Annotated in this window: 19 protein-coding genes; 8 read left to right on the plus strand and 11 right to left on the minus strand. The window is 59.6% G+C overall.

Annotation, left to right across the window (positions count from 1 at the left end):
• Nucleotides 1–38 precede the first annotated feature (38 nt).
• Nucleotides 39–2,060, minus strand: coding sequence for an FAD-dependent oxidoreductase (locus tag LDN04_RS00340; RefSeq protein ID WP_223905211.1), 2,022 nt, complete (start codon nt 2,058–2,060; stop codon nt 39–41).
• Nucleotides 2,061–2,296: 236 nt separating this feature from the next.
• Between LDN04_RS00340 and LDN04_RS00345 the strand changes: the two genes are divergently transcribed.
• Nucleotides 2,297–3,427 (plus strand): aminopeptidase, encoded by a 1,131-nt coding sequence (locus LDN04_RS00345; RefSeq protein WP_223905213.1) that lies wholly within the window; start codon nt 2,297–2,299, stop codon nt 3,425–3,427.
• 86 nt (nt 3,428–3,513) lie between these two features.
• Entirely contained in the window at nt 3,514–4,122 is a 609-nt protein-coding gene (coaE, locus tag LDN04_RS00350) for a dephospho-CoA kinase (RefSeq protein ID WP_223913310.1), read from the plus strand.
• Nucleotides 4,123–4,195: 73 nt separating this feature from the next.
• On the opposite strand, the gene LDN04_RS00355 is transcribed toward coaE, so the two are convergent.
• Nucleotides 4,196–4,978 carry an IclR family transcriptional regulator gene (locus tag LDN04_RS00355; RefSeq protein ID WP_223905215.1) on the minus strand — a complete coding sequence of 261 codons (783 nt, stop codon included), beginning with the start codon at nt 4,976–4,978 and terminating at the stop codon, nt 4,196–4,198.
• Between the two features lie 414 nt (nt 4,979–5,392).
• Here LDN04_RS00355 and LDN04_RS00360 point away from each other — a divergent pair, with 414 nt between their 5' ends.
• Complete coding sequence (locus LDN04_RS00360) at nt 5,393–5,848, plus strand: universal stress protein (protein ID WP_223905217.1); 456 nt, start codon at nt 5,393–5,395, stop codon at nt 5,846–5,848.
• Here the strand turns inward: LDN04_RS00360 and LDN04_RS00365 are convergent.
• The 6 genes from LDN04_RS00365 to trmB all read right to left on the minus strand — a co-directional run bounded on the left by LDN04_RS00365 (nt 5,838) and on the right by trmB (nt 11,937).
• Nucleotides 5,838–6,632, minus strand: coding sequence for a sugar phosphate isomerase/epimerase (locus LDN04_RS00365; protein ID WP_223905220.1), 795 nt, complete (start codon nt 6,630–6,632; stop codon nt 5,838–5,840). The two genes, LDN04_RS00360 and LDN04_RS00365, sit on opposite strands and share 11 nt — an antisense overlap.
• A gap of 7 nt (nt 6,633–6,639) precedes the next feature.
• Entirely contained in the window at nt 6,640–7,866 is a 1,227-nt protein-coding gene (locus tag LDN04_RS00370) for a putative nucleotidyltransferase substrate binding domain-containing protein (protein ID WP_223905222.1), read from the minus strand.
• A 12-nt stretch (nt 7,867–7,878) separates the two neighbouring features.
• Complete coding sequence (locus LDN04_RS00375; RefSeq protein WP_223905224.1) at nt 7,879–9,408, minus strand: VC_2705 family sodium/solute symporter; 1,530 nt, start codon at nt 9,406–9,408, stop codon at nt 7,879–7,881.
• The gene (locus LDN04_RS00380) at nt 9,401–9,727 is read right to left on the minus strand and encodes a DUF4212 domain-containing protein (protein WP_223905226.1); all 327 of its coding nucleotides are present in this window, start codon (nt 9,725–9,727) and stop codon (nt 9,401–9,403) included. The genes LDN04_RS00375 and LDN04_RS00380 overlap by 8 nt, the downstream gene beginning before the upstream one ends.
• Nucleotides 9,728–9,862: 135 nt before the next feature.
• A complete protein-coding gene (gene truD / locus LDN04_RS00385) occupies nt 9,863–11,053 on the minus strand; it encodes a tRNA pseudouridine(13) synthase TruD (protein WP_223905228.1) in 1,191 nt (396 codons plus the stop codon).
• Nucleotides 11,054–11,316: 263 nt separating this feature from the next.
• A complete protein-coding gene (trmB, locus tag LDN04_RS00390; RefSeq protein WP_223905230.1) occupies nt 11,317–11,937 on the minus strand; it encodes a tRNA (guanosine(46)-N7)-methyltransferase TrmB in 621 nt (206 codons plus the stop codon).
• Nucleotides 11,938–12,249: 312 nt separating this feature from the next.
• On the opposite strand from trmB, the gene LDN04_RS00395 reads away from it, so the two are divergent.
• The 4 genes from LDN04_RS00395 to LDN04_RS00410 all read left to right on the plus strand — a co-directional run bounded on the left by LDN04_RS00395 (nt 12,250) and on the right by LDN04_RS00410 (nt 16,091).
• On the plus strand, nt 12,250–13,635 hold the full coding sequence (locus LDN04_RS00395) for a DEAD/DEAH box helicase (protein ID WP_223905232.1): 1,386 nt from the start codon (nt 12,250–12,252) through the stop codon (nt 13,633–13,635).
• Entirely contained in the window at nt 13,632–14,318 is a 687-nt protein-coding gene (queC, locus tag LDN04_RS00400) for a 7-cyano-7-deazaguanine synthase QueC (protein ID WP_223905234.1), read from the plus strand. The genes LDN04_RS00395 and queC overlap by 4 nt, the downstream gene beginning before the upstream one ends.
• Nucleotides 14,319–14,392: 74 nt before the next feature.
• Nucleotides 14,393–15,163 (plus strand): GTP cyclohydrolase FolE2, encoded by a 771-nt coding sequence (gene folE2 / locus LDN04_RS00405; RefSeq protein WP_223913311.1) that lies wholly within the window; start codon nt 14,393–14,395, stop codon nt 15,161–15,163.
• Nucleotides 15,164–15,404: 241 nt separating this feature from the next.
• Complete coding sequence (locus LDN04_RS00410; RefSeq protein ID WP_223905236.1) at nt 15,405–16,091, plus strand: TIGR04282 family arsenosugar biosynthesis glycosyltransferase; 687 nt, start codon at nt 15,405–15,407, stop codon at nt 16,089–16,091.
• Nucleotides 16,092–16,137: 46 nt separating this feature from the next.
• Here LDN04_RS00410 and ilvA read toward each other — a convergent pair whose 3' ends face one another.
• The 3 genes from ilvA to LDN04_RS00425 form a co-directional block, all read right to left on the minus strand.
• Nucleotides 16,138–17,346: a threonine ammonia-lyase gene (gene ilvA / locus LDN04_RS00415; protein ID WP_223905238.1), complete on the minus strand. Its 1,209-nt coding sequence runs from the start codon at nt 17,344–17,346 to the stop codon at nt 16,138–16,140.
• 169 nt (nt 17,347–17,515) lie between these two features.
• Nucleotides 17,516–18,514 carry a cation diffusion facilitator family transporter gene (locus LDN04_RS00420; protein ID WP_223905242.1) on the minus strand — a complete coding sequence of 333 codons (999 nt, stop codon included), beginning with the start codon at nt 18,512–18,514 and terminating at the stop codon, nt 17,516–17,518.
• Between the two features lie 38 nt (nt 18,515–18,552).
• Nucleotides 18,553–19,302 carry a hypothetical protein gene (locus LDN04_RS00425; RefSeq protein WP_223905243.1) on the minus strand — a complete coding sequence of 250 codons (750 nt, stop codon included), beginning with the start codon at nt 19,300–19,302 and terminating at the stop codon, nt 18,553–18,555.
• A gap of 146 nt (nt 19,303–19,448) precedes the next feature.
• Here LDN04_RS00425 and trxB point away from each other — a divergent pair, with 146 nt between their 5' ends.
• The gene (trxB, locus tag LDN04_RS00430) at nt 19,449–20,399 is read left to right on the plus strand and encodes a thioredoxin-disulfide reductase (RefSeq protein WP_223905245.1); all 951 of its coding nucleotides are present in this window, start codon (nt 19,449–19,451) and stop codon (nt 20,397–20,399) included.
• Nucleotides 20,400–20,432 lie beyond the last annotated feature (33 nt).

Consider the following 20,432-nt stretch of genomic DNA (forward strand, 5'->3'; position numbering starts at 1 on the left):
CAGCCCCGTTCCGAGATGGTATCGTTAACTGTGTGCTTTCAGATAGCGGCCATTGCAACGCGGTAGCAGCGCAGGCACCGTTCGGCCTCACGCACCGCCTGGCTGTTGGCAAAGCCGAGTTCGACTTCCTGATAGTTCTTGAGACTTGCCCGCTCCTTGCCGTGGACCTCCGCCTGGTGGGCACGCGAGGCTGAATCGAGCCATGGAACCTGCTCGTTCTTGTCATAGACCGGCAGGTTGGTAAGGATATCTTCCATGAGTTCATCGTCGGAAAGGTATGCCTTCCCTTCCTCAAGCCAGCGCTGGATAACCTTGGCGGCCCGGTGCGCATTGCCGACGCAGGCGACGACGGTGAGCGGACCGATTTCCGCATCGCCGCCAGCAAAGACGCCATCCAGGTCCGTGATGAGGGTCCGGGCAAGCGGATTCCCCATGCCGTCCTTCAGGTCCTTCCCCGCAGCATCTTTCAGGGGCACGTACTTGGTGACCACCGTGTTCCATTTGGTGATGTCGATCCCCAGGTCGGGAGGGATGAACGAGAGGTCCGGGTCCTGGCCGATGGCCGGGATGACCGTGTCGCACTCCACCACGAATTCACTGCCGGGGATCGGTTCCGGGCGGCGGCGGCCGGAGGCGTCAGGTTCACCCAGAGCCATCCTGACGCTTTCCACGCCGGTTATCTGGTCATTGTCATCAACAATGATCCTGGTCGGCAGGACCTGGAACTCGAACGTGACCCCTTCCTCGTCCGCCCCGTCCACTTCCCAGACGTCCGCCGGCATCTCCTTGCGGGAACGGCGATAAAGGAGGGTGGAAACTTCGGCCCCTTCACGCAGGGCAACTCTGACGCAGTCGATGGCGGTGTTCCCCCCGCCGACCACGCAGACCTTTTTCCCCATGCCGGTCGGGTTGCCCATGTAGGCATCCCGGAGGAAGTCGATCCCCCCCTTGAGGAACCCCTTGTACCCCTTGTCTTCCCCTTCAACACCCATCGGCTTGGAGCGATGGGCCCCGGGAGCCAGGAATACGGCATCAAATTTCTGTTTCAGTTCGGCCAGGGAGATGTCCTTGCCGATACGAGTATTGTAGATGATCTCCACACCCATGGCGGAGATGATGTCGATGTCACGCTGGAGGATGTGCCGCGGCATCCGGTAGGGGGGGATGCCGACCGCGATCATGCCGCCGCCGTACCCTTCGGGGAGCGCCTCATAGATGGTGCAGGGGTACCCTTCCAAAGCCAGATAGTAGGCAGCTGCCAGGCCGGCCGGCCCGGCGCCGACGATGGCCACCTTCTTGCTCTTGCGCGGCTTCGGCTGCATGGGGGGCTGGTGCTGGTGCTGCCATTCGTAGTCGGAGGCGGAGCGCTTGAGGACCATGATGCTGATCGGCTCGTCCACCTGTTTGCGACGGCAGGCGGTCTCACAGGGATGGGGGCAGACACGGCCGCAGACCGACGGTAGCGGCATATTCTCGCGAACAACGGCGAGGGACTCCTCGAAACGGTATTCCTTGACCGCCTCGACGTAGGCAGGAATGTCGATGTGGGCGGGACACTTGTCCTGACAAGGAGCGGTATATTTGTCGATGAACCGGAATTTGTCGACGGCAGGCGTACGATTGCCGTCGATGTAGGCAAGGAAGTCGTCGCGGAAGTGCTCGACGGCGTCGCGCACCGGCACCGACGAACTGGGGCAAAGAGTGCACTTGCAGTTCTTGAGGAGTTCCGCAAGGTCCTCAATCGTAGCGAGGTCGGCCTCATTCCCCTGCCCGGCGACGATCCGCTGCAGTGCGTCCATGATAACCCTGGTCCCCTTCTTGCCGGGAGTACACTTGCCGCAGACGTACTGGGTCTGAACCCGCTTCATGTATTCGGCAGCCATGAGCGGAACGTCCACCTCCCGGTTGTAGAGGATGATACCGTCCCACCCCATGAAAGCGGACAGGGGACGCTCGCCATCCAGCGTCGTCGGCAGGCGGAAGCTCGCGTCCTGCGGCTCGCCACCCTTGCGGTTATCGACAATATTTCTACCCCAGCTGGAAAAAACCACCTGTGCCACTTCAGCCTCCGCGCGAACTGGAATACAACCGCAAAACACGGCTAACCAATCGCATTTATTGAACAAATCTGCTTACTACAATTGTATACAGTATGCAATAATTAACACAACCATCCCCGTGAAATCAAGGGAAAAATACACTAATTGGATTTTACTAAAGATTGTAAACGAGTGGAGGCTCTGCTATATCTCAAGGAAGACGAGGAAGGGAATACGGTACCCGGGAGGAAGAAACCATGACTCAACTGGATGAAGCATACGCATCGCTGTTCACCATCAACATGGGCGTAAGGAGCGGAGAACGGATCGTGGTGTTCGGCGACACCATCCGCCCCGACGAAACACCCTTGCCGGCTGATGAGGAACGGCGCAAGCGGTTGCTGGGGGTGGCGCGAGAGGCGGGACAGTTCGCCCACGACACCTACGGTAACGCCAGTTTTGTCTCGTTTCCAGCAACTACAGCATCGGGGGCAGAACCGCCGGAGATTCTTTGGCGCGCCACTCTGGGTGAGAACGCCGTTGACCGGCTTATCGCATCGGGAATCTTCAGCCGTCTGCTGGCCAAGACTGCAGACAGAAATGATCTGCTGAAAGCCACCGCTATAGTCATGGAAGCAAAAGAGGATGTTGCGGACGTTGTTGTCGCCCTCTCCAATAACTCCACGAGCCATACCCGGTTCCGCGCCCTCGTCAATGGCGCAGGGGGGCGATTCGCAAGTCTTCCCACCTTCGACCCTGACATGTTTTTCACCTCCATGAGGGTTGACTGGCCGGCCCTTGCGGAGAGGACCGGCAGGCTGGCGGCGACGGTGAATCTTGCTGCAGAGGTCGAGGTGGAAACCCCCAACGGCACCCGGATGCGGTTCGGCAAACAGGGAAGAACGGCGAAGGGTGATGACGGCATGCTGACACAGCCCGGGAGCTTCGGCAATCTTCCCGCCGGCGAGGTCTATCTTGCCCCCCTTGAGGGGACAAGCTCAGGGGTGATGGTGCTCGAATATGCGCCGACGCGCAGACTGTCGTCCCCCTTGACGCTCTTTGTCGCCGACGGTCGAGTCGTTGAGATCCAGGGAGATGAACCGCACCGCCGGAAGCTTGAGCAGAAATTCGCCGAAAATCCTGACAACCGGAACATAGCCGAACTGGGAATCGGCACCAACGACCGGGCCTCACGGCCGGACAACATTCTCGAGGCGGAAAAGATTCTCGGCACCATCCACATCGCCCTTGGGGACAATTCAGGTTTCGGCGGAACCATCCAGACTCCGTTCCACGAGGATTACGTCTTCTATAACCCTACGTTGACGGCAATCATGGCCGACGGAAGCAGACTTGTCCTGATCGAGAACGGCAAGCTGGTGATCTGATGAGTGGTCGACCATTGCTGGTAGGGCGGCTTTCGGTCATTGACAGGTGCGAGGATTTGTGGGAAGTTGGCCGCGGAGGTAAAACAGTGCGGGTCATCGGTCTAACAGGTGGAATAGCCTCGGGAAAGAGCACGGCGGCAAGGGTTCTGGCTGAACTGGGTGCGGTAGTGATCGATGCCGACCAGCTGGCGCGGGACGTGGTCCGTCCCGGCGAACCGGCCCACCGGGAGATCATCGCGACTTTCGGAAACGGCGTGCTGAACGAAGACGGAACCATCAACCGTGCTGCCCTGGGGAATATCGTCTTTGCCGATCCGGCAGCCCGCAAGCGCCTGGAAGCCATCACCCATCCGGCCATCGCCCGACAGGCGGAAAAAACACTGGCCGAGTTGCGCCGCCAGGGAACCCGCCTGGTCGTCTACATGGCCCCCCTCCTTATCGAAGCCGGGGTTACCAGCCGGGTCGACGAAATATGGGTGGTCTACGTGGACCGTGAAACCCAGGTGCGGCGGCTCATGCAGCGGGACGGGCTCAGCGAGACCGATGCCCTGCAACGGATCGCCAGCCAGATGCCGATGGAGGAGAAGCGGGAACTGGCACGGGTGGTCATCGACAACCGGGGGGCGGAAGCAGAGATGGCCCGGCAGATACGCGAGATATGGGAGCGGGACATCCTGGGGGGAAACCGGGGATAGCGACTTTTTTCGACGACGGCAACAAAAAAAGGCCCCCGGTTACGGAGGCCTTTTCATTCGCGTAGCTAATTTTCTATTTGTGATACCCGAGCTTGGTGGAAATTTCCTCCGCCGCCCGCTTCACCATCGGGATCAGCTCCTTGTCCACCCGCTCGTCGGTGAAGCGCATGGACGGACCGGAAATGCTCACTGCACCGATGATCCGTCGCGTGTAATCGCGGATCGGCGCCCCGACACAACGTACGCCGATGTCCAACTCCTCGTTGTCCATGGCGTACCCCTGCTCGGCGATGACCTTGAGGTGCTTCTTCAACTCATCACGGTCGGTGATCGTGTTGGGAGTGAAGCGCTTCAGTTCTTTGGTGGGCAGGTAGTTCTCCAACTCCTCATCGGTCATGTAGGCGATCTGTACCTTGCCGGCAGCGGTGCAATAGGCAGGAAGGCGTGCACCAACCCGTGGGACCACGCGCACGGTGAGGTCGGTCTCCACCACGTCCAGGTAGACGATGTGAAAATCCTTGAGAATCGCCACGTAGGTGGTTTCGTTGCATTCACTGACCAAAGCCTCCAGGACGGGGCGTGACTGCCGGAGAAGTCCCATCTGCTTGATGAAGGTCTGCCCGAGCTCCAGGGTCTTGAGCCCCAGCCGGTAGTTTTCGGTCACCCTGTTCTGCTCGATATAACCGCGCGACTCAAGAGTCGCCAGCAACCGGAAAACATTGTTCTTGTGCAGCTTGAGACGCTTGGAAAGTTCAGTTACGCCAAGCTCGTCGATGTCGTCATGGAACTGTTCCAGAAGGTCGAGAGCGTGGGAAACAGCCTGGATAAGGTACTCCGATTTTTCTTTTTTGGCCATGGTTACACCTGTAATTAGTTAGATTCCAACCGCTTTTAATATGCCTTTCGGCCGAATAAGTCAAGGGGTTTCTTGCTGCACGAAAAAAAGAGCCTGCCTGTTCCAAACTAATTCTCATCCTAAGAAAAAAACAACGTGATTAGTGTTCTATTAAATAGTTGTTGTACTTTCTAGATAGGGGAACGAAAATAACAACCCAGTTGATGTCTTTGAAAAATTATGCAAAATTACTTCAAAAAATATAGAATAATGTTTTATAATTGTCAAGAAAGAAATATTATGGGGTTATAATTCGTTTACACCGCCCACCCCAACACCCTGCACGGCTCTTTCGCCTGATTCGATAGCACGAAACTGGTGCTTCGACCCAAAAGAGTCTATACTTCACAACACAACCCCCAAGGAGAACGTTCCATGCTTAATCTGCCGAAAAAAATACTGGTTGCCATCGATGGCTCCCCCCTCTCCGACAAGGCGGCGGAAGAAGCGGTACGAATGGCAGCCGGCAATCCGAGCCAGTTCAAAAGCACCATTTACGCCATGTTGGTCCTCCCCAACGCACCGCGTACCACCTTCACCGACTTCGTCCCCGCCCCTCCCATCACCGAGGCAAAGGAATGGGAAGAGCGCAGGCAGCGCATTTTCTACGTTATCGAGAAGAACGCCAGGGAGTTGGATATCCCCCTGACAACAAAAGTGGTTTACGGTGACCCGGCCGATGAACTCATCGCCTTTGCCGACCGGGAAGAGATCGACGTCATCATTATCGGGAGTACAGGAAAGGGTTTTCTCAAGCGGAACCTGCTCGGGAGCGTATCCAACAAGGTCGTCAAGAACGCAAAATGTTCGGTCTACGTGGTCAGGGGGTAATTATCGCGGTTTCCCGCCTCAGATACTGGAGGATTTCCTTCAGGCTCTCCACCATGATCCGTTCGTCACGGGGAAACTCGTGGGGAGACAGTTCGAGGGTCAGGGTCTCGTTGTAACCGGTATTGCGCAGGTGATTGAGAAAACGGGTCAGCGGCAGGATCCCGTGACCAGGAAGAAGGTGTTCACGGCCGTGACCATAGTCGGAGAAATGGACGTTGCGAATCCGGCCGGTATTGTAGCAAAGGTAGAAATCGTTGATGAAGTTGGTCTTGCCCGACCCCATGTGGGTGCAGTCGAAGGTCATGTAGAGATTCCGCTCCTCAAGAAAATCGATCATCTTGCCGGTGTGGGAGAGGATATACTGGTTGATCCTGAACCTCCCGACCCACGGCATGTTCTCCAGGGTGAGCGTCACCCCCTCTTCACCCACCTCCTTCTGAAAATCGAGAATCCGGTACATCCAGCGCCAGAACTTGAGCTCGAATCCGAGCCAGGATGCGGGATGAAAATTGACCAGCGGCACGCCACAGTCTGCGGCAATCTCCACAGACCGCCTGACGGAGTCGATCGGCCCCCCCCAGCCGTCCAGCGGCATAAATGGTGCGTGGATGGAAAGTACGGGGAGGATCTGGGAAAGCTCCCGAACCACCAGACGCGGATTGACCTTCTGGAAATCCTGGTTGATGATCAGCTCCAGTCCGTCGAAGCCGACATCGCGGGCGATCTCGAACACCTTCTGGAGCGGGTAGGTGAACAGGGTTCCTGACGAGATGGATATCCGCATAGTTCTCCTAGCCGTTGACGACGCAGCGCTGGTAGACTATCCGCTGCAGGTTCACCACCGCTTCCACACCCTCCTTCAATGACTCGATCTTGGCCTCATCGAGCTCTTCCGGCTTGAAGAACGCACCCTCTCCATTGCGACGAATTTCCAACCGCAGCTTCTGGCTGACAAAGTCGTGGTAGGCACGCAGCAGTCGCTGGGACAAATCGACATCAAGCTCCCCTCTTCCCAGAAGCGACTTGATCCGCTCGACGGTGGCGGTTTCCGGCAGACCGGCGCGCACCGCCAGAATCCTGATATTTTCCACCAGCGGCCCCAGGGCAAGCTGCTCCAGGTTGAATTCCCCTCGATGCTCCCCCCCCTTCGCTACCCGGAGACGGCCAAAAAAGTCGAGCCCTGTCGCCATTTCCGCCGCACCGCGGGCTACCTCGTCGAAGCCACGACGATTGAAATCGAACAGACTGCGAATCAGGTTCATCGTCTCCCCATAGAGGGCCGAATCTCCACTAACCAGGCGCAGATCGGCAAATCGCGCAAGGAACGAGTGGTCTTCAAGCATCTTTTCCCCCGCCGCTCCCTCGATCAGGCGTGATCGCCATTCATTTATGCTCCCCCGCCAGGACGGATGGACCGGCGTAATGCCGGCCACACTCTTGACGCCACAATTTTCGAGAATGGCAATGACCCGCAGGGAAAACCCGGCAAAATACGCGGCATGCTCTCCATTCAGCTCGCCATGTACGAGCAGGGCGTCGCATTCACCGGCAATAGTCCCTTCCGCTCTCCCCGCCCCTCCGAAGGCAAACCAGCAATAGGGTACGGGAGGCGAGCCAAACCCGCTCCGCGCCATCCATTCGCCGGCAAGGACCAGCGCACGGCGGATCAGTAGATCCTGCAGGGTAGAGCAGAACGACTGTACCACCAGAACCGACCCCCGCTGTTCGAAATAGTCGGCCGCCAGCTGCTTGCCGTGCCGATAACCGGCAGCCATCTCGTCTGCCGAGCCTGCCGTCTCCAGTGCGGACAGGACCTGCTCAACATCCTCAGCAAACCGGGACTCGACAGCCATTTCCTCCCCGAGCCGCTCCTGCAGCCCACGTAACAAAACAAGCTCGTCACCGTCGAGGAGATAGGCCATCTTCTGAGACAGCTGCCGCTTCACCCCATCAACCAGTTCCACCGTGTCACGCCAGGCAAGAATGTCCCCCCCCCTGTTCACCGGAAACATTGACATGGAATACTCCTCCTAATCGAGATGGCCGTGGACCTGCTCTGCCAGGAAACGTCTCATTTCATCCGGGGGAGGTGGAGTAAGTAGCGACACCACCACCATGACGAGTACCACCAGAGGCGCCCCGCAGAAGGCCGACGACGTAATCGGGAAGAGTGTGGCAACCAAGGGGATGACATTCCCCCAGAGGGGTGCAGCAAAGGTTATTATGACCCCCAGCGCCATGCCGGCAATGACCCCGTGACGGTTGGCACGCCCCCACCAGATACCGAGCAGGAAAGCGGGGAATATGGTGTTGCCGGCGAGGGCAAAGGCGACCGCCGTTATTTCCGCTATGAGCGCTGGAGGCTTGAGCGCAATGATGAGTACCAGGGCAGCCAGGGCCAGGGTTCCCCCCTTGGCAATCGCCATTTTCCGCGACTCCGAAGCACGAGGGTTGATAAGCCGATAGTAGATGTCATGGGAAAGAGAGGCGGCACCGGTCATAAGGAGCCCTGTTACCGTGAAGAACGCGGCACTTACAGCGCCGGCGGCCAGCAAACCGGTCAGCCATACCGGCACACCTCCCATGACTGCCGTCTTGAGCACCATGATGTCGGCCATCTTGTGGGCCGCCTCCGGCGCGGGGATATACCCCCCCCGGGCTTCCAGAAGGCGGGCGAAAACGGCATAGGCAGGCGCGGACCAGTAGATGAGAGCGATAAAGAAAAGCCCCCAGACCACGCTCCACCGCGCATCCCGGACATTGGGAAGAATGTAGAAGCGGGAAAGGACATGGGGGAGCCCGGCCGTGCCGACCATGAGGGTAAAGCAGAGGGCGACCCATTGAAACAGGGAACCGTTGGCAAAGGGGGCCGAAAAGTTGATATTGAACTCCGTCGCCAGATCCTGAATCCCTTCGCCGTAGCCGAACTGGGGAAGGAGCCAGAAATAGCCGAACCGGTGGGCCAGAAACATGAGGGGGAGGATGAAGGAGACGATCGTGACGAAGTACTGCATCTGCTGGTTGCGGGCCACCCCGAGCATGCCACAGACCACCACGTAACAGACAACTATTATCCCGCCGAGGACGACCCCCCGCCCGTAGTCGATGCCGAACAGCCAGCCGAAAAGCATGCCGATCCCCTTGAACTGGGCGACGCAGTATATGACGGATATGGTAATGGAGATGAGCGCCGCCAGGAGTCGGGCGACGTCGGAATCGTAACGGGTGCCGACAAAATCGGGGGCGGTATATTTGCCGAATCGCCGGATCTGACCCGCCATGAGCACCAGAAGCAGGACGTAGCCGCCGGTCCAGCCGATGACGTAGGCAAGGGCAAAGTAACCCTGGAGATAGAGAAGGCCGGCCATGCCGAGAAAGCTGGCAGCGCTCATCCAGTTGCTGGCGATTGCTGCCCCGCCGCCGATACGACCGATATAGCGACCGGAAAATCCGTAATCGGACATTTCCTTGGATTTTGCGCGCAGGCCGGCCACTACGAAGGAGACCAGCACTCCCGTGACGATAAGGAGCGGCCAGAATTTAACCGGATCGTTACTCATAGGTCCTGTCTCTCCTTCTGCTGTGGCGCTCGGTGAGACGGTCGAGGTAGATGTTGAAAATCACGCAGAGAATAATGAACCAGAGGGGGAGAAACTGGGCGGTGAACCAGAAATGGTAGGGGAGGTTGAAAAAAGTGAGCCGGGTAAAAATTCCTTCGCCAAGGGGATTCTCGGCCAGAAGCCAGAGTACCGCTTGGAACCCGAAGTTCATCACACCCCAGCCGACGAGGATGGCCAGGATGATCACCACCTCGCCGCGCATGTACCCCTGTTTGGGATTGAACAGGTTGACTGTGTAGTTCTCTTCATGCCGGTTCATGCGTAAGCCTCCAAGAGCACTCGGCTCTGCAGGAGCGATCCCCGTGATCGCCCGCCATGGTTGCCTCCATCAGGGACAAACCCACGGTTTTCCCTTACTGATTCTAACAAGAAAGTGTCACATTTCCATACGGCCCTATTTGATAATCTCTCGCAGAACCGCCGTAGCATAGGATCCCTTGGGAAGGGAGAATTCAAGGACCAGATCAGCCCCATCCCCCTTCAGCAGTGGTTCACGTAGCGGCACCCGCAGGGATCGCCGCTCCCCTTCGAGCCGCATTCCTCCTGGCAGGTCGAAGCTGGCCGGAGTGAGCCCTTCCCCGGCAAGGAGAGATGCTTCCATGGCCCCCGGCTCTCCCTCGGGAGACGTCATCTTGCAGCCGAAAAGCGGCCCGCTCGGCGATATTTCGAAGCGTTCGGCACGGGGCGCCTCCACCACCGGGTCAGTAACGAGGAAACAGGCACCATTGTCGTGTTTGAAGGCCAGGTCGCCGGCCATGACCCGGTCAAAGCCTGCCAGCCTTGTTTCCAGCAGCCGGTCAAACAGGAAGGACTGGTACGCGGAGAGGTAGAGCTTCTTCAGGCGGGGGTGGACCGCATTGAGGGCCTTGCCCCACGCCCCGGGATTCTTGACCAGGCGCTGCAGAACATCCCGTTCGGTTCGGCAGTGGCCGGGAAAGAGCCGCAGACTTTCCTCCAATTCCCCCCGCCGGTAGGCCGCGATTGCGGTTTGCCACCGTTCGTCACGCACCAGTTCCGGTTCCCCCATGAGGGCATCCACCGCCCCCCGGTAATCCCCCCGCAGCCAGGAGCCGCCGATCAGATGTGAATTGCCCTGGGCGCCGTAGCGCTGTTCGCCGAACCGGTTGGGGACCCCCCTCTCCGTAAGGACCCGAAGCACCGCCCCGGCCCGCTCCAGGGCAAGGGGCTCAACATTACGCAGTCGAATGAGGAATCTGTTACCGGCCAGATGACCGAGCTTCAGCTTGTTGGTATGGCGCACCGCCGCCAGGACCCTGATGCCGGGCAGTTCCAGGTCGAGCACCCGTTGGGGGTCCACCCGCGGAATGGAGACAGTCTGGCGGGTAATCCCCCGGGCATCCTTCATCCCTGCGTACCCCATGTCCCGGTCGGACACCTCCAGAGCCCGGGCGATCCGCCGCAGGGCATCCAGGGTAGTAACTCCGCGTTTCTCGATCTCCGCGTAGGTGTGCTCGCCGGTACCGCAGGGGTGGTACAGGGGAATCTCCGTCACCTGGAAATCCTCCGGCGTCTCCTTGATAGTCCCGCCGGTACCGGGGATGTGGGCTGTCAGATATGAATTCACAGTGAACCTTCTTTATAATCCGCCACGGACATACGAAGTAATGCCATGTAAGTTATCCCAAGAAACGTTGATTTTTTCTCCAGGCAAGGCTGTCGAGCCGAACCGCGGAGGCGTAGTACCCAAACATCGGGCATAAACAGCGCTACGCCGCACAATTTCACTTGCGAAATTGGACCACGAAGGCGCCCCGAAGGGGGCGGCCGCAGGCCGAGTCCACAAGAGCGAGGCAAAGACTTACGCAGCCTGGGGGAAAAAGCGGCGTTTCATATCTTGTGATAATGGACGAAGTAGATTCTTTTCCCCTCTGCCATGAACTTTCGCATGTACTTGGAGAGGTGGTATCCTTCGAGCTCATGGCGGTAGAGATCGGGAGCAAGACAGTTTCCGTACCCCGCTATCCCCGGCAGGAGCCCCGCCACGTCAATACCGTAATCGTCGAAATCCGTGGCGAAAAAGAAATCCCCCTCCGGCGCCAGGTAGTCACGGAGGAATTCCAGAAACTGGCGGTTCACCAGCCGCCGCTTCCGGTGCTTTTTTTTCGGCCAGGGATCGGGGCAGTTGATGTAAACCGCCGCCAAAAGACCCTTCGACAGCCGCTCCTGGATGAACTGGCGCGCCTCGACCCGCAGTACCCGCACGTTGGTCAGCCCGTGGCGGTCGATACGGCGGCAGGTCTTGTAGCACCCTTTGTTGTAGAAGTCGATGGCGATGAAGTTCCGCTCCGGCGCTTCGAGGGCAGTCTTAACAATGAAATCGCCGATGCCGCAGCCGATCTCCAGCGCAATGGGGTGGTCGTTGCCGAATACCGCCGACCAGTCCAGCGGCGCGGGCAGCTGCTCCTCACGGAGATAGTTGGGGGAGTCGATGTGGATGAAGGATTGCATCTCGGCGTCCTTATAACATGTTATTTGTGGGCGTACCATAGCACAACTGTGCGGAAAAGCGGAAGTCCGGAAGTGTTGGCAGGGAGAAAAAACTGGAGAAAATCCGTTAGTCACGTATTTTTCACGAATGGGCACGTATTCGTGCCTCCAAAACATTCGTCATTTATTCGTGGCTGCAGTGGCAATCTACTGATATCAGGTTAATTTACATGATGAGGGGAACCCATCGAAAGGCCCGGCGCGGCTTGCTATTTCCCGCCCGCTGTGATATAGCTATCCTCTTGAAATAACGAAATAAAGGAAACGTCATTCATGAAATTCAGCGAACTCAACCTGCCGGAACCGGTACAGCAGGGGATTACTGAAACCGGCTTCACCGACTGCACCCCGATCCAGGAACAGACTCTCCCCCTCGCCCTTGCCGGCAAGGACGTGGCCGGCCAGGCCCAGACCGGCACCGGCAAGACCGCCGCCTTTCTCATCGCCCTCTTCACCAAACTCCTCCAGCGACCACGGCAAGGAAAGGACCGCCAACCACGTGCGCTGATCCTCGCCCCCACCAGGGAACTGGTGGTGCAGATCGAAGCAGACGCCCAGGCTCTCGGCAAACATGCCGGTTTCACCATTCAGGCCATCTACGGTGGGGTTGACTACATGCTCCAGAAAAACGCCCTCCAGGAAGGAGCTGACGTGGTCATCGGCACGCCGGGACGGCTCATCGATTACCTGAAGCAGAAGGTCTACGACCTCAAGAGCGTCGAGGCACTCGTCATCGACGAGGCGGACCGGATGTTCGACATGGGGTTCATCGCCGACCTCCGCTTCATCCTTCGCCGCCTCCCTCCCTATGACCAGCGACAGAACATGCTTTTCTCCGCCACCCTCAACCAGCGGGTCATGGAACTGGCCTACGAGTTCATGAACGCGCCTACCAAGGTCTCGGTCACCCCGGAGAAGATGACTGCAGACAACGTGGAGCAGGTCCTCTACCACGCCTCCCGCAAGGAGAAGTTCCCGCTTCTTTTGGGTCTCCTGAGAAAGACAGGGATGGAGCGGACCATGATCTTCATCAACACCAAGCGGGAGGGAGAATTTCTCTACGACCGCCTGAACGCCAACGGCTTCCCGGCCAAGGTCATCTCCGGCGACGTGGAACAGAGAAAACGCCTGAAGATCCTGGAGGACTTCAAGAGCGGCAAGCTTCCGATCATGATCGCCACCGATGTGGCGTCCCGCGGACTCCACATCGAGGGGGTCTCCCACGTCATAAACTACGACCTTCCCCAGGACGCGGAGGATTACGTCCACCGCATCGGCCGCACCGCCCGGGCCGGCGCCGAGGGGATGGCCATATCCCTCGCCGACGAGGACGGCGCTTTCTACCTGGAGGCGATCGAGGAGTACATCAAGCACAAGGTCCCGGTCGAATGGGCCGAGGACGACATGTTCGTCCACGACTACGTCCGGGTCAAGGCGCGACCGCGGGCAGAGAAGCCGGCAGGCAGGGGAAAGCCCGGGCAGGGACGCGGCAGCGACCGGAACCGGAGCGGCGAGCGAACTCGGCATGAGAAGAAGGGTTCCCCGGCACCGGCGGCGACTCAAGCCAGCCCGCCGGCCGAAGCGGGTGAAGGGGAAGCAAAGAAGAAACGCCGCCGGCCGCGAAAGAAGAAGCCGGCTGGTGAAGGGGCTCCGGCATGACGAAAAAGGCAGTGGTCCTTTACAGCGGCGGTCTCGACTCCACCACCTGCCTGGCCATCGCCCGTGCAGAAGGGTATGAGCCGTACGCCATGAGCTTCGCCTACGGCCAGCGGCACAGCGTTGAGTTGGAGTTGGCGAGGCGAAACGCCAAGGGGGCCGGTGCGATTGAGCACCTGGTGGTGGAGTTCGACTACCGGCAGGTGGGGGGGAGCGCTCTGACGAGCGACGTGGCTGTCCCGAAGGATGGGGTGGGAAGCGACATCCCGGTCACCTATGTGCCGGCCCGCAACACCATCTTCCTCTCCTTCGCCCTGGGATGGGCCGAAGCGCTCGGCGCCTACGACATCTTCATCGGTGTCAACGCTCTGGACTACTCCGGCTATCCGGACTGCAGACCGGAATACATCGCCGCCTTCGAGCAGATGGCCAACCTGGCCACCAAGGCGGGAGTGGAAGGTACGGGACGGTTCAAAATCCGCACGCCGCTCATCCATCTCACCAAGGCCGAGATCATCAGGAAAGGAATCGACCTCGGCGTAGACTACGGCCGGACCCACTCCTGTTACGACCCGACCCCGGAGGGGCTCGCCTGCGGTCGCTGCGATTCCTGCCGGCTGCGGCTCAAGGGATTCGCAGAGGCGGGGATTACGGACCCGGTGAAGTATGTGAAAGGTGAAATGTGAAAAGTAAAGGCACAACCCCGCCGTCCCGAGTCCCGAATCCTTCAGGCCCGCCTCTTGGGCCCGAGTCCCGGCCTCTGAGTGACGTGCAGAAATCCCGCGACACCCGCCGGGTTCCCATCAACAAGGTCGGGGTGAAGGACATCTCCTATCCCATCGTGGTGATGGACAAGCTGAAGAAGGTCCAGCACACCGTGGCCCGGGTCAACATGTACGTCGACCTTCCCCACCAGTTCAAGGGGACCCACATGAGCCGGTTCGTGGAGATCCTCAACAGCTACCGGGAACAGATCGCCCTGGACAAGATGGAAATCATGCTGGAAGAGATGAAGCTGAAACTGGGGGCCTCCAGCGCCCACCTGGAAATCGAGTTTCCCTACTTCATCGAGAAGCGGGCACCGGTCTCCGGCGCCCGGAGCCTCATGGAATACACGTGCGCCTTCCGGGCAAGCATGAACGATGTCTTTGACTTCCTTCTCGAAGTGCGGGTACCGCTGACTTCCCTCTGCCCGTGCAGCAAGGAGCTCTCCCGCTACGGCGCCCACAACCAGCGCTCCGTCATGACCGTCCAGGTCCGCTACCGGCAATTTCTCTGGATCGAGGACCTGATCGCGCTCATAGAAACCTGCGGCAGTTCCCCGGTCTATTCCCTGCTCAAGCGCCAGGACGAGAAATTTGTCACCGAGCAGGCGTTCGAAAACCCCCGGTTCGTGGAGGACATGGTCCGGGAGGCGACCCTGCGCCTCACCGCCGACGAAAACATCAGCTGGTTCTCGGTTGAGGCGGAAAACTTCGAGTCGATCCACAACCATTCAGCCTATGCGGCAGTGGAGCGGGATAAGCGGTAACAGCGGCATAACGGCAATGAATCCTCGGAGTTACCGACACAACGGGGGAAAACGGATGCCGCAGTGCGTAGTCCGTTATCAACCGTGGATCAACAGCACCTGTTGAAAACTCTGTTGAAAAGCTCCGAAATTGTGGAAAACGCTAGGCTTTTTGCTTCCCACCCCCCAATTAAAACCTTGACAGCAGCGGCTTTACGGACTTTTATCAGCATATTACCATTTCCTTATAAAACAACATCTTATGCACTCACCCCGCAAGCAGGCCCTCATCATTTTCGCCAAACGCCCCGTTCCCGGCCGGGTCAAGACCCGTCTCATCCCCCCCCTGACCGCCGTTGAAGCCGCCAGGCTTTACGAATGCATGCTCCGGGATATCCTCCGCCGGACCTCGCGGCTGACCGGCATGGACCGGCTCATCTTCAACACGGACGAACCTGCCGCGACCACCTACTTCCGCCGGCTTGCCCCCGGGATACCCCTCTTTCCCCAGCAGGGGGAGGACCTGGGCGCACGCATGGCAAGTGCCTTCAGCACCGCCTTCGCCCGCGGTTACCAGGATGTGGCCATCATCGGCAGCGACTCACCGGACCTCCCCCTCGCCTTCATCGAAAACGCCTTCGCCCACCTGACAAACGGCGAGGAGGCTGTCTTCGGCCCGAGCGAGGACGGCGGGTACTATCTCGTCGCCCTGGGGCAGATGCACGCTGAACTGTTCGACGGGATCGAATGGTCACGGAATGATGTACTGGCAAGGAGTCTTGGCAAGGCAGCGGAAGCGGGTATCCGGGTGGCACTCCTCCCCGGCTGGTACGACGTGGATACGGTTGAGGACCTGCAGAGGCCTGAATTGCGGAATGGGGCAAACGACGCCCCCCTGACGAGGGAGTTCATCGAAAGCAGGCTCGGCACACGAGGCGCTGGGCTTTAGGGGGAAATCCGCCTATCGTCTATTACCTATCGCCCCTTGCCTTGTGTTATTTCATCACCTCGACCTCGTACCCCTGGCTGTTGAGGTAACCCACTACCTGCTGGATGTGGTCAAAACCGCGGGTTTCGAGCTCAAGGAGGACTTCCGCCCGACCGATGGGGAGCGCTTTGGAACGCCGATCATGGGTAATGAGGGAGATGTTGGCGCGGGTTTCGGCGATGTCCGCCGAGAGGCGGGCCAGTGAGCCGGGGACGTCGTCCAGCTCCACCTTAAGCTTCAGATAGCGCCCAGCCGCCAGCAGCCCCCGTTCCACCACCAGCGCGATGGTCTTGACGTCGATATTCCCCCCCGACAGGACGCAGACGGTCTTGCCGGCGATATCCCTGACCCGCTGGTTCAGAAGCGCCGCCAGGGTCACCGCCCCCGCCCCTTCCACCAGCAGTTTGGTCCGCTCCAGGAGCGCCACGATCGCCTGGGCGATCTCCTCCTCCTCCACGAGCACCACCTCGTCCACCAGATCCCGCACGATGGGATAGGTCTTCTTCCCGACCCGCTTCACCGCGATGCCGTCAGCCAGAGTCACCGTCAGGGGGGCCGTCATGATGCTCCCCTTCTTGAGGGAATAGTGCATGGAAGGGGCCGCTGCCGACTCCACACCGATCACCCGCACATGGGGGTGGGTCTCCTTGATGGCGGAGACGATCCCGGCGATCAGCCCGCCGCCGCCGATGGGAACCAGGATGTTGGCCAGGTCGGGAATTTCCTCCAGCACCTCCAGGCCGATGGTCCCCTGCCCCGCCATGACCAGCGGGTCGTCGAAGGGGTGGACGAACAGTGCACCGCTCGATTTGCCGGCTTGCACTGCCGCGGCATACGCCTCGTCGAAATTTTTCCCGGTCAGGACCACCTCCGCCCCATAGTCACGAGTGGCGAGCACCTTTTGCAGGGGGGTCGCCTCGGGCATGTAGACCGTCGCCTTCACCCCCAGCAGGTCGGCGGAAAAGGCCACACCCTGGGCGTGATTGCCGGCCGAAGCGGTAATCACCCCATTCCGCAGGGATTCCCGCGGCTGAGAGGTCATGAAATTAAGGGCTCCGCGGATCTTGAACGAACCGGTGCGCTGCAGGTTCTCGCACTTGAAATAGATGGGATAGGCGAGTGTATCGCTGAAGTGGTGGGAATGGATCAGTTCGGTGCGGCGCACCCGCTTCTTCAGCCGGTCGGCTGCTTCCTGGATGAGGGAATAGTCAAGCATGAATTCTCCGGGGAAGATCCCCTGGTCATGGATTCAGATCCGTAGAAACGTTGCACGCAACGGCCCACTTTTCACTTTTCACTTTTCACTTTTCACTTTTCACTTTTCACTTTTCACTTTTCACTTTTCACTTTTCACTTTTCACTTTTCACTTTTCACTTTTCACTTTTCACTTTTCATGGTCGTGGTCGTGGTCGTGGTCATGATCATGGTGGCCATGACCCATGCCATGGCCGTGACCATGCCCATGGAGCCCCTTGCGCGGCCGGTGGCGCAACTCCTTGAGGACAGGGGTCTCGATGCACATGGTGCACTCCACCTGCAGGGTGGTGTGGGAAATATGGTACGACGTCAGGAGCAGTTCCTCGATCTCCCGCAGCACCATCGCCTGTTTCCCCTTGTACTCGGGCTCGACGTCGATATGGGCCGAAAGGGCAAGGATATGGGAGCAGATGGTCCAGAGGTTGAGGTGGTGGACGTCGTTCACCCCCTCGACGGAGCGGATCGCCTCGGCCACGTCGGCGGTGCTCATCCCCCGCGGCACCCCCTCCAGCAGGATATGGGTCGACTCCCGCAGGACCCGCCAAGCCCCCCAGAAAATCACCACGCCGATCCCCACCGAGATAATGGCGTCCACCACATACCAGCCGGTGAAGTACATGACGATGCCGCCGGCAATGACCCCTACTGACGCGGCCGCGTCGCCGATGACGTGGAGAAACGCACTCCGCACATTGAGGTCGTCGTGGGAATGGCTGTGGAGCGCCGATGCCGCCACCAGATTCATGACCAGGCCGATGGCGGCGATGATGAACATGGGAAGGCTTTTCACCTCTTCCGGCGCAAAGAGCCTTCCCCACGCCTCGTAGCATATCCCGACGGCAATCAGGAAGACCGATGCACCGTTGATGAAGGAGGCGAACACCTCGGCCCGGTGCCAGCCGAAGGTGCGGGTGTCGGACGCCGGATAGGCGGCGAGCTTGATGGCCACAAGCGACAGGAGGAGCGCGAACAGGTCGAGAAAGACGTGGGCCGCGTCGGAAAGGAGGGCCAGGGAATTGGTCCAGAATCCGCCGATCACCTCGGCCACCAGGGTGAGCGCCGTCAGGACGATGGCGTACTTGAAACGGCCGGCAATACTCCTGTCCAGGTGTGCTTCAGCGTGCATGCGTTAACTCCGGGCACCCGCAGAGGGGCACCCTATTGTTAGAACCCTATGGCCGCCTTCAGGGAGTAGATCGGCCGGAGGGCATACTCGAATTCACCGGTGATCCGGACCAGAGGGAGCGGTTTGATCTCAAGTCCGGCGAAGACACGCCCCTGGGACAGCTTCTCAGCCCTGAGGGGCGCGCCGGCGACAGTCGCCAGCCGCTGCAGGTCACCCGTGGCCTTGCTATTGATCCAGAGGTAGCCGGCCCCGGCATAGGGGGTCAGGAAGAGAAACCCCTTGCCGATGGAGGCGTCCACCCCGTAGGTCTGGATATCCAGGTCCTTCAGGCCGGCCAGCCTGGTGTAGGTGGCCCGTACGCCGAGGGCGGGGGTCGCGGCGCCACCGTCGAGGATCGACTTGCTCACTTCGGCACCGTAGAGTTGGACGTTGGTGTTGGAGACATTGGAGTACATCCCGCCGATGTCAATCCCGAAGGGAAGCCCCTTACGAATCCGCAGCTTGGGAAGAACGAGGTAGGACGGAGCGTCGTTGTTGAACGCCGCTTTCCAGTAGGTACTCTCCTTGTTGATATCGACCGCCTCCGCCTCCACGCCGATGTCGAACCCGGTGATCCCCAGGGGATGGGGCGGCGCCACATTCTTGTAGGCCAGGGCGACGCCGGCTTCCTTGCTGAGGCTGCTGAAGGCCCCCTGTTCAATAGCGGACGTAAAGCTGATATCGGCGGCCAGCGACTGACCGACCATCAGCAGGGTCAGACCAAGGGCCGCAAGAACTCTTTTCGTCATAAATTCCCTCCAGGACTAATTGTTTGCAAATACTGCCTGGAGTGTATCAAACCGCTCCCCGCGGGTCAATCCTTTCCCGGCGGAGCGGTCTTGCAATTTGCATCCCCTGCTGCTATCTTTACACGACACATCACGGAGGACACCCCATGGAAACAACCCATCACCGCCTGCTCATCCTCGGTTCCGGCCCCGCCGGCTATACCGCCGCCGTTTACGCAGCCCGCGCCAACCTTAAACCCGCCCTCATCACCGGTCTTCAACAGGGGGGACAGCTCATGACCACCACTGAGGTGGACAACTGGCCAGGCGACCCGGACGGAGTCCAGGGGCCCGATCTCATGGAGCGGATGCGCCGCCACGCCGAGCGCTTCAACACCACCTTCATTCTCGACCAGATCGGCAAGGCCGACCTCTCCCAGCGGCCGTTCGTCCTGACCGGCGACGCGGGGATCTACACCTGCGACGCTCTCATCATCGCCACCGGCGCCTCCGCCCGCTACCTGGGGCTCCCCTCTGAAAAGGCATTCATGGGGAAAGGGGTATCGGCCTGCGCCACCTGCGATGGCTTCTTCTACCGGGGGAAACCGGTAGCGGTCATCGGCGGCGGAAGCACGGCGGTGGAGGAGGCTCTCTACCTGGCCAACATCGCCAGCCACGTCACCGTCATCCACCGCCGCGACAAGTTCCGGGCGGAAAGGATTCTCGCCGACCGGTTGATCGAGAAGACCAAGGGGGGAAACGTCACCATCGAATGGCACCATACCCTTGATGAAGTGCTTGGCGACGAGAGCGGCGTAACCGGCGTCCGAATTCGCCACTCGAGCGGTTCCACCAAGGACATCCCGGTCCACGGCTGCTTCATTGCCATCGGCCACCAGCCCAACACCCAGATATTCGACGGCCAGATCGACATGGATAACGGCTACATCCGCACCCTCTGCGGAACAGAAGGCAACGTTACCGCCACCAGCGTCCCGGGTGTATTCGCCGCCGGCGACGTCCAAGACCAGTTCTACAAGCAGGCCATCACCTCCGCCGGCACCGGCTGCATGGCAGCCCTCGACGCTGACCGCTATCTGGAGATGCTCAAGCCCTGACGAATACAAAAGCCTTGGCAAACCACCCACGCT

The sequence above is a fragment of the Geobacter sp. AOG1 genome (genome assembly GCF_019972315.1).
Classification (GTDB): Bacteria; Desulfobacterota; Desulfuromonadia; order Geobacterales; family Geobacteraceae; genus Geomobilimonas.

Coding starts and splice junctions, on each gene's coding strand:
- LDN04_RS00370 (WP_223905222.1), bottom strand. CDS start 7,866: ATGTCAATGTTTCCGGTGAACAGGGGGGGGGACATTCTTGCCTGGCGT.
- LDN04_RS00425 (WP_223905243.1), bottom strand. CDS start 19,302: ATGACGAAAAGAGTTCTTGCGGCCCTTGGTCTGACCCTGCTGATGGTC.
- ilvA (WP_223905238.1), bottom strand. CDS start 17,346: ATGCTTGACTATTCCCTCATCCAGGAAGCAGCCGACCGGCTGAAGAAG.
- LDN04_RS00380 (WP_223905226.1), bottom strand. CDS start 9,727: ATGAACCGGCATGAAGAGAACTACACAGTCAACCTGTTCAATCCCAAA.
- LDN04_RS00365 (WP_223905220.1), bottom strand. CDS start 6,632: ATGCGGATATCCATCTCGTCAGGAACCCTGTTCACCTACCCGCTCCAG.
- LDN04_RS00355 (WP_223905215.1), bottom strand. CDS start 4,978: ATGGCCAAAAAAGAAAAATCGGAGTACCTTATCCAGGCTGTTTCCCAC.
- trmB (WP_223905230.1), bottom strand. CDS start 11,937: ATGCAATCCTTCATCCACATCGACTCCCCCAACTATCTCCGTGAGGAG.
- LDN04_RS00345 (WP_223905213.1), top strand. CDS start 2,297: ATGACTCAACTGGATGAAGCATACGCATCGCTGTTCACCATCAACATG.
- queC (WP_223905234.1), top strand. CDS start 13,632: ATGACGAAAAAGGCAGTGGTCCTTTACAGCGGCGGTCTCGACTCCACC.
- LDN04_RS00395 (WP_223905232.1), top strand. CDS start 12,250: ATGAAATTCAGCGAACTCAACCTGCCGGAACCGGTACAGCAGGGGATT.
- LDN04_RS00420 (WP_223905242.1), bottom strand. CDS start 18,514: ATGCACGCTGAAGCACACCTGGACAGGAGTATTGCCGGCCGTTTCAAG.
- LDN04_RS00410 (WP_223905236.1), top strand. CDS start 15,405: ATGCACTCACCCCGCAAGCAGGCCCTCATCATTTTCGCCAAACGCCCC.
- trxB (WP_223905245.1), top strand. CDS start 19,449: ATGGAAACAACCCATCACCGCCTGCTCATCCTCGGTTCCGGCCCCGCC.
- LDN04_RS00360 (WP_223905217.1), top strand. CDS start 5,393: ATGCTTAATCTGCCGAAAAAAATACTGGTTGCCATCGATGGCTCCCCC.
- LDN04_RS00375 (WP_223905224.1), bottom strand. CDS start 9,408: ATGAGTAACGATCCGGTTAAATTCTGGCCGCTCCTTATCGTCACGGGA.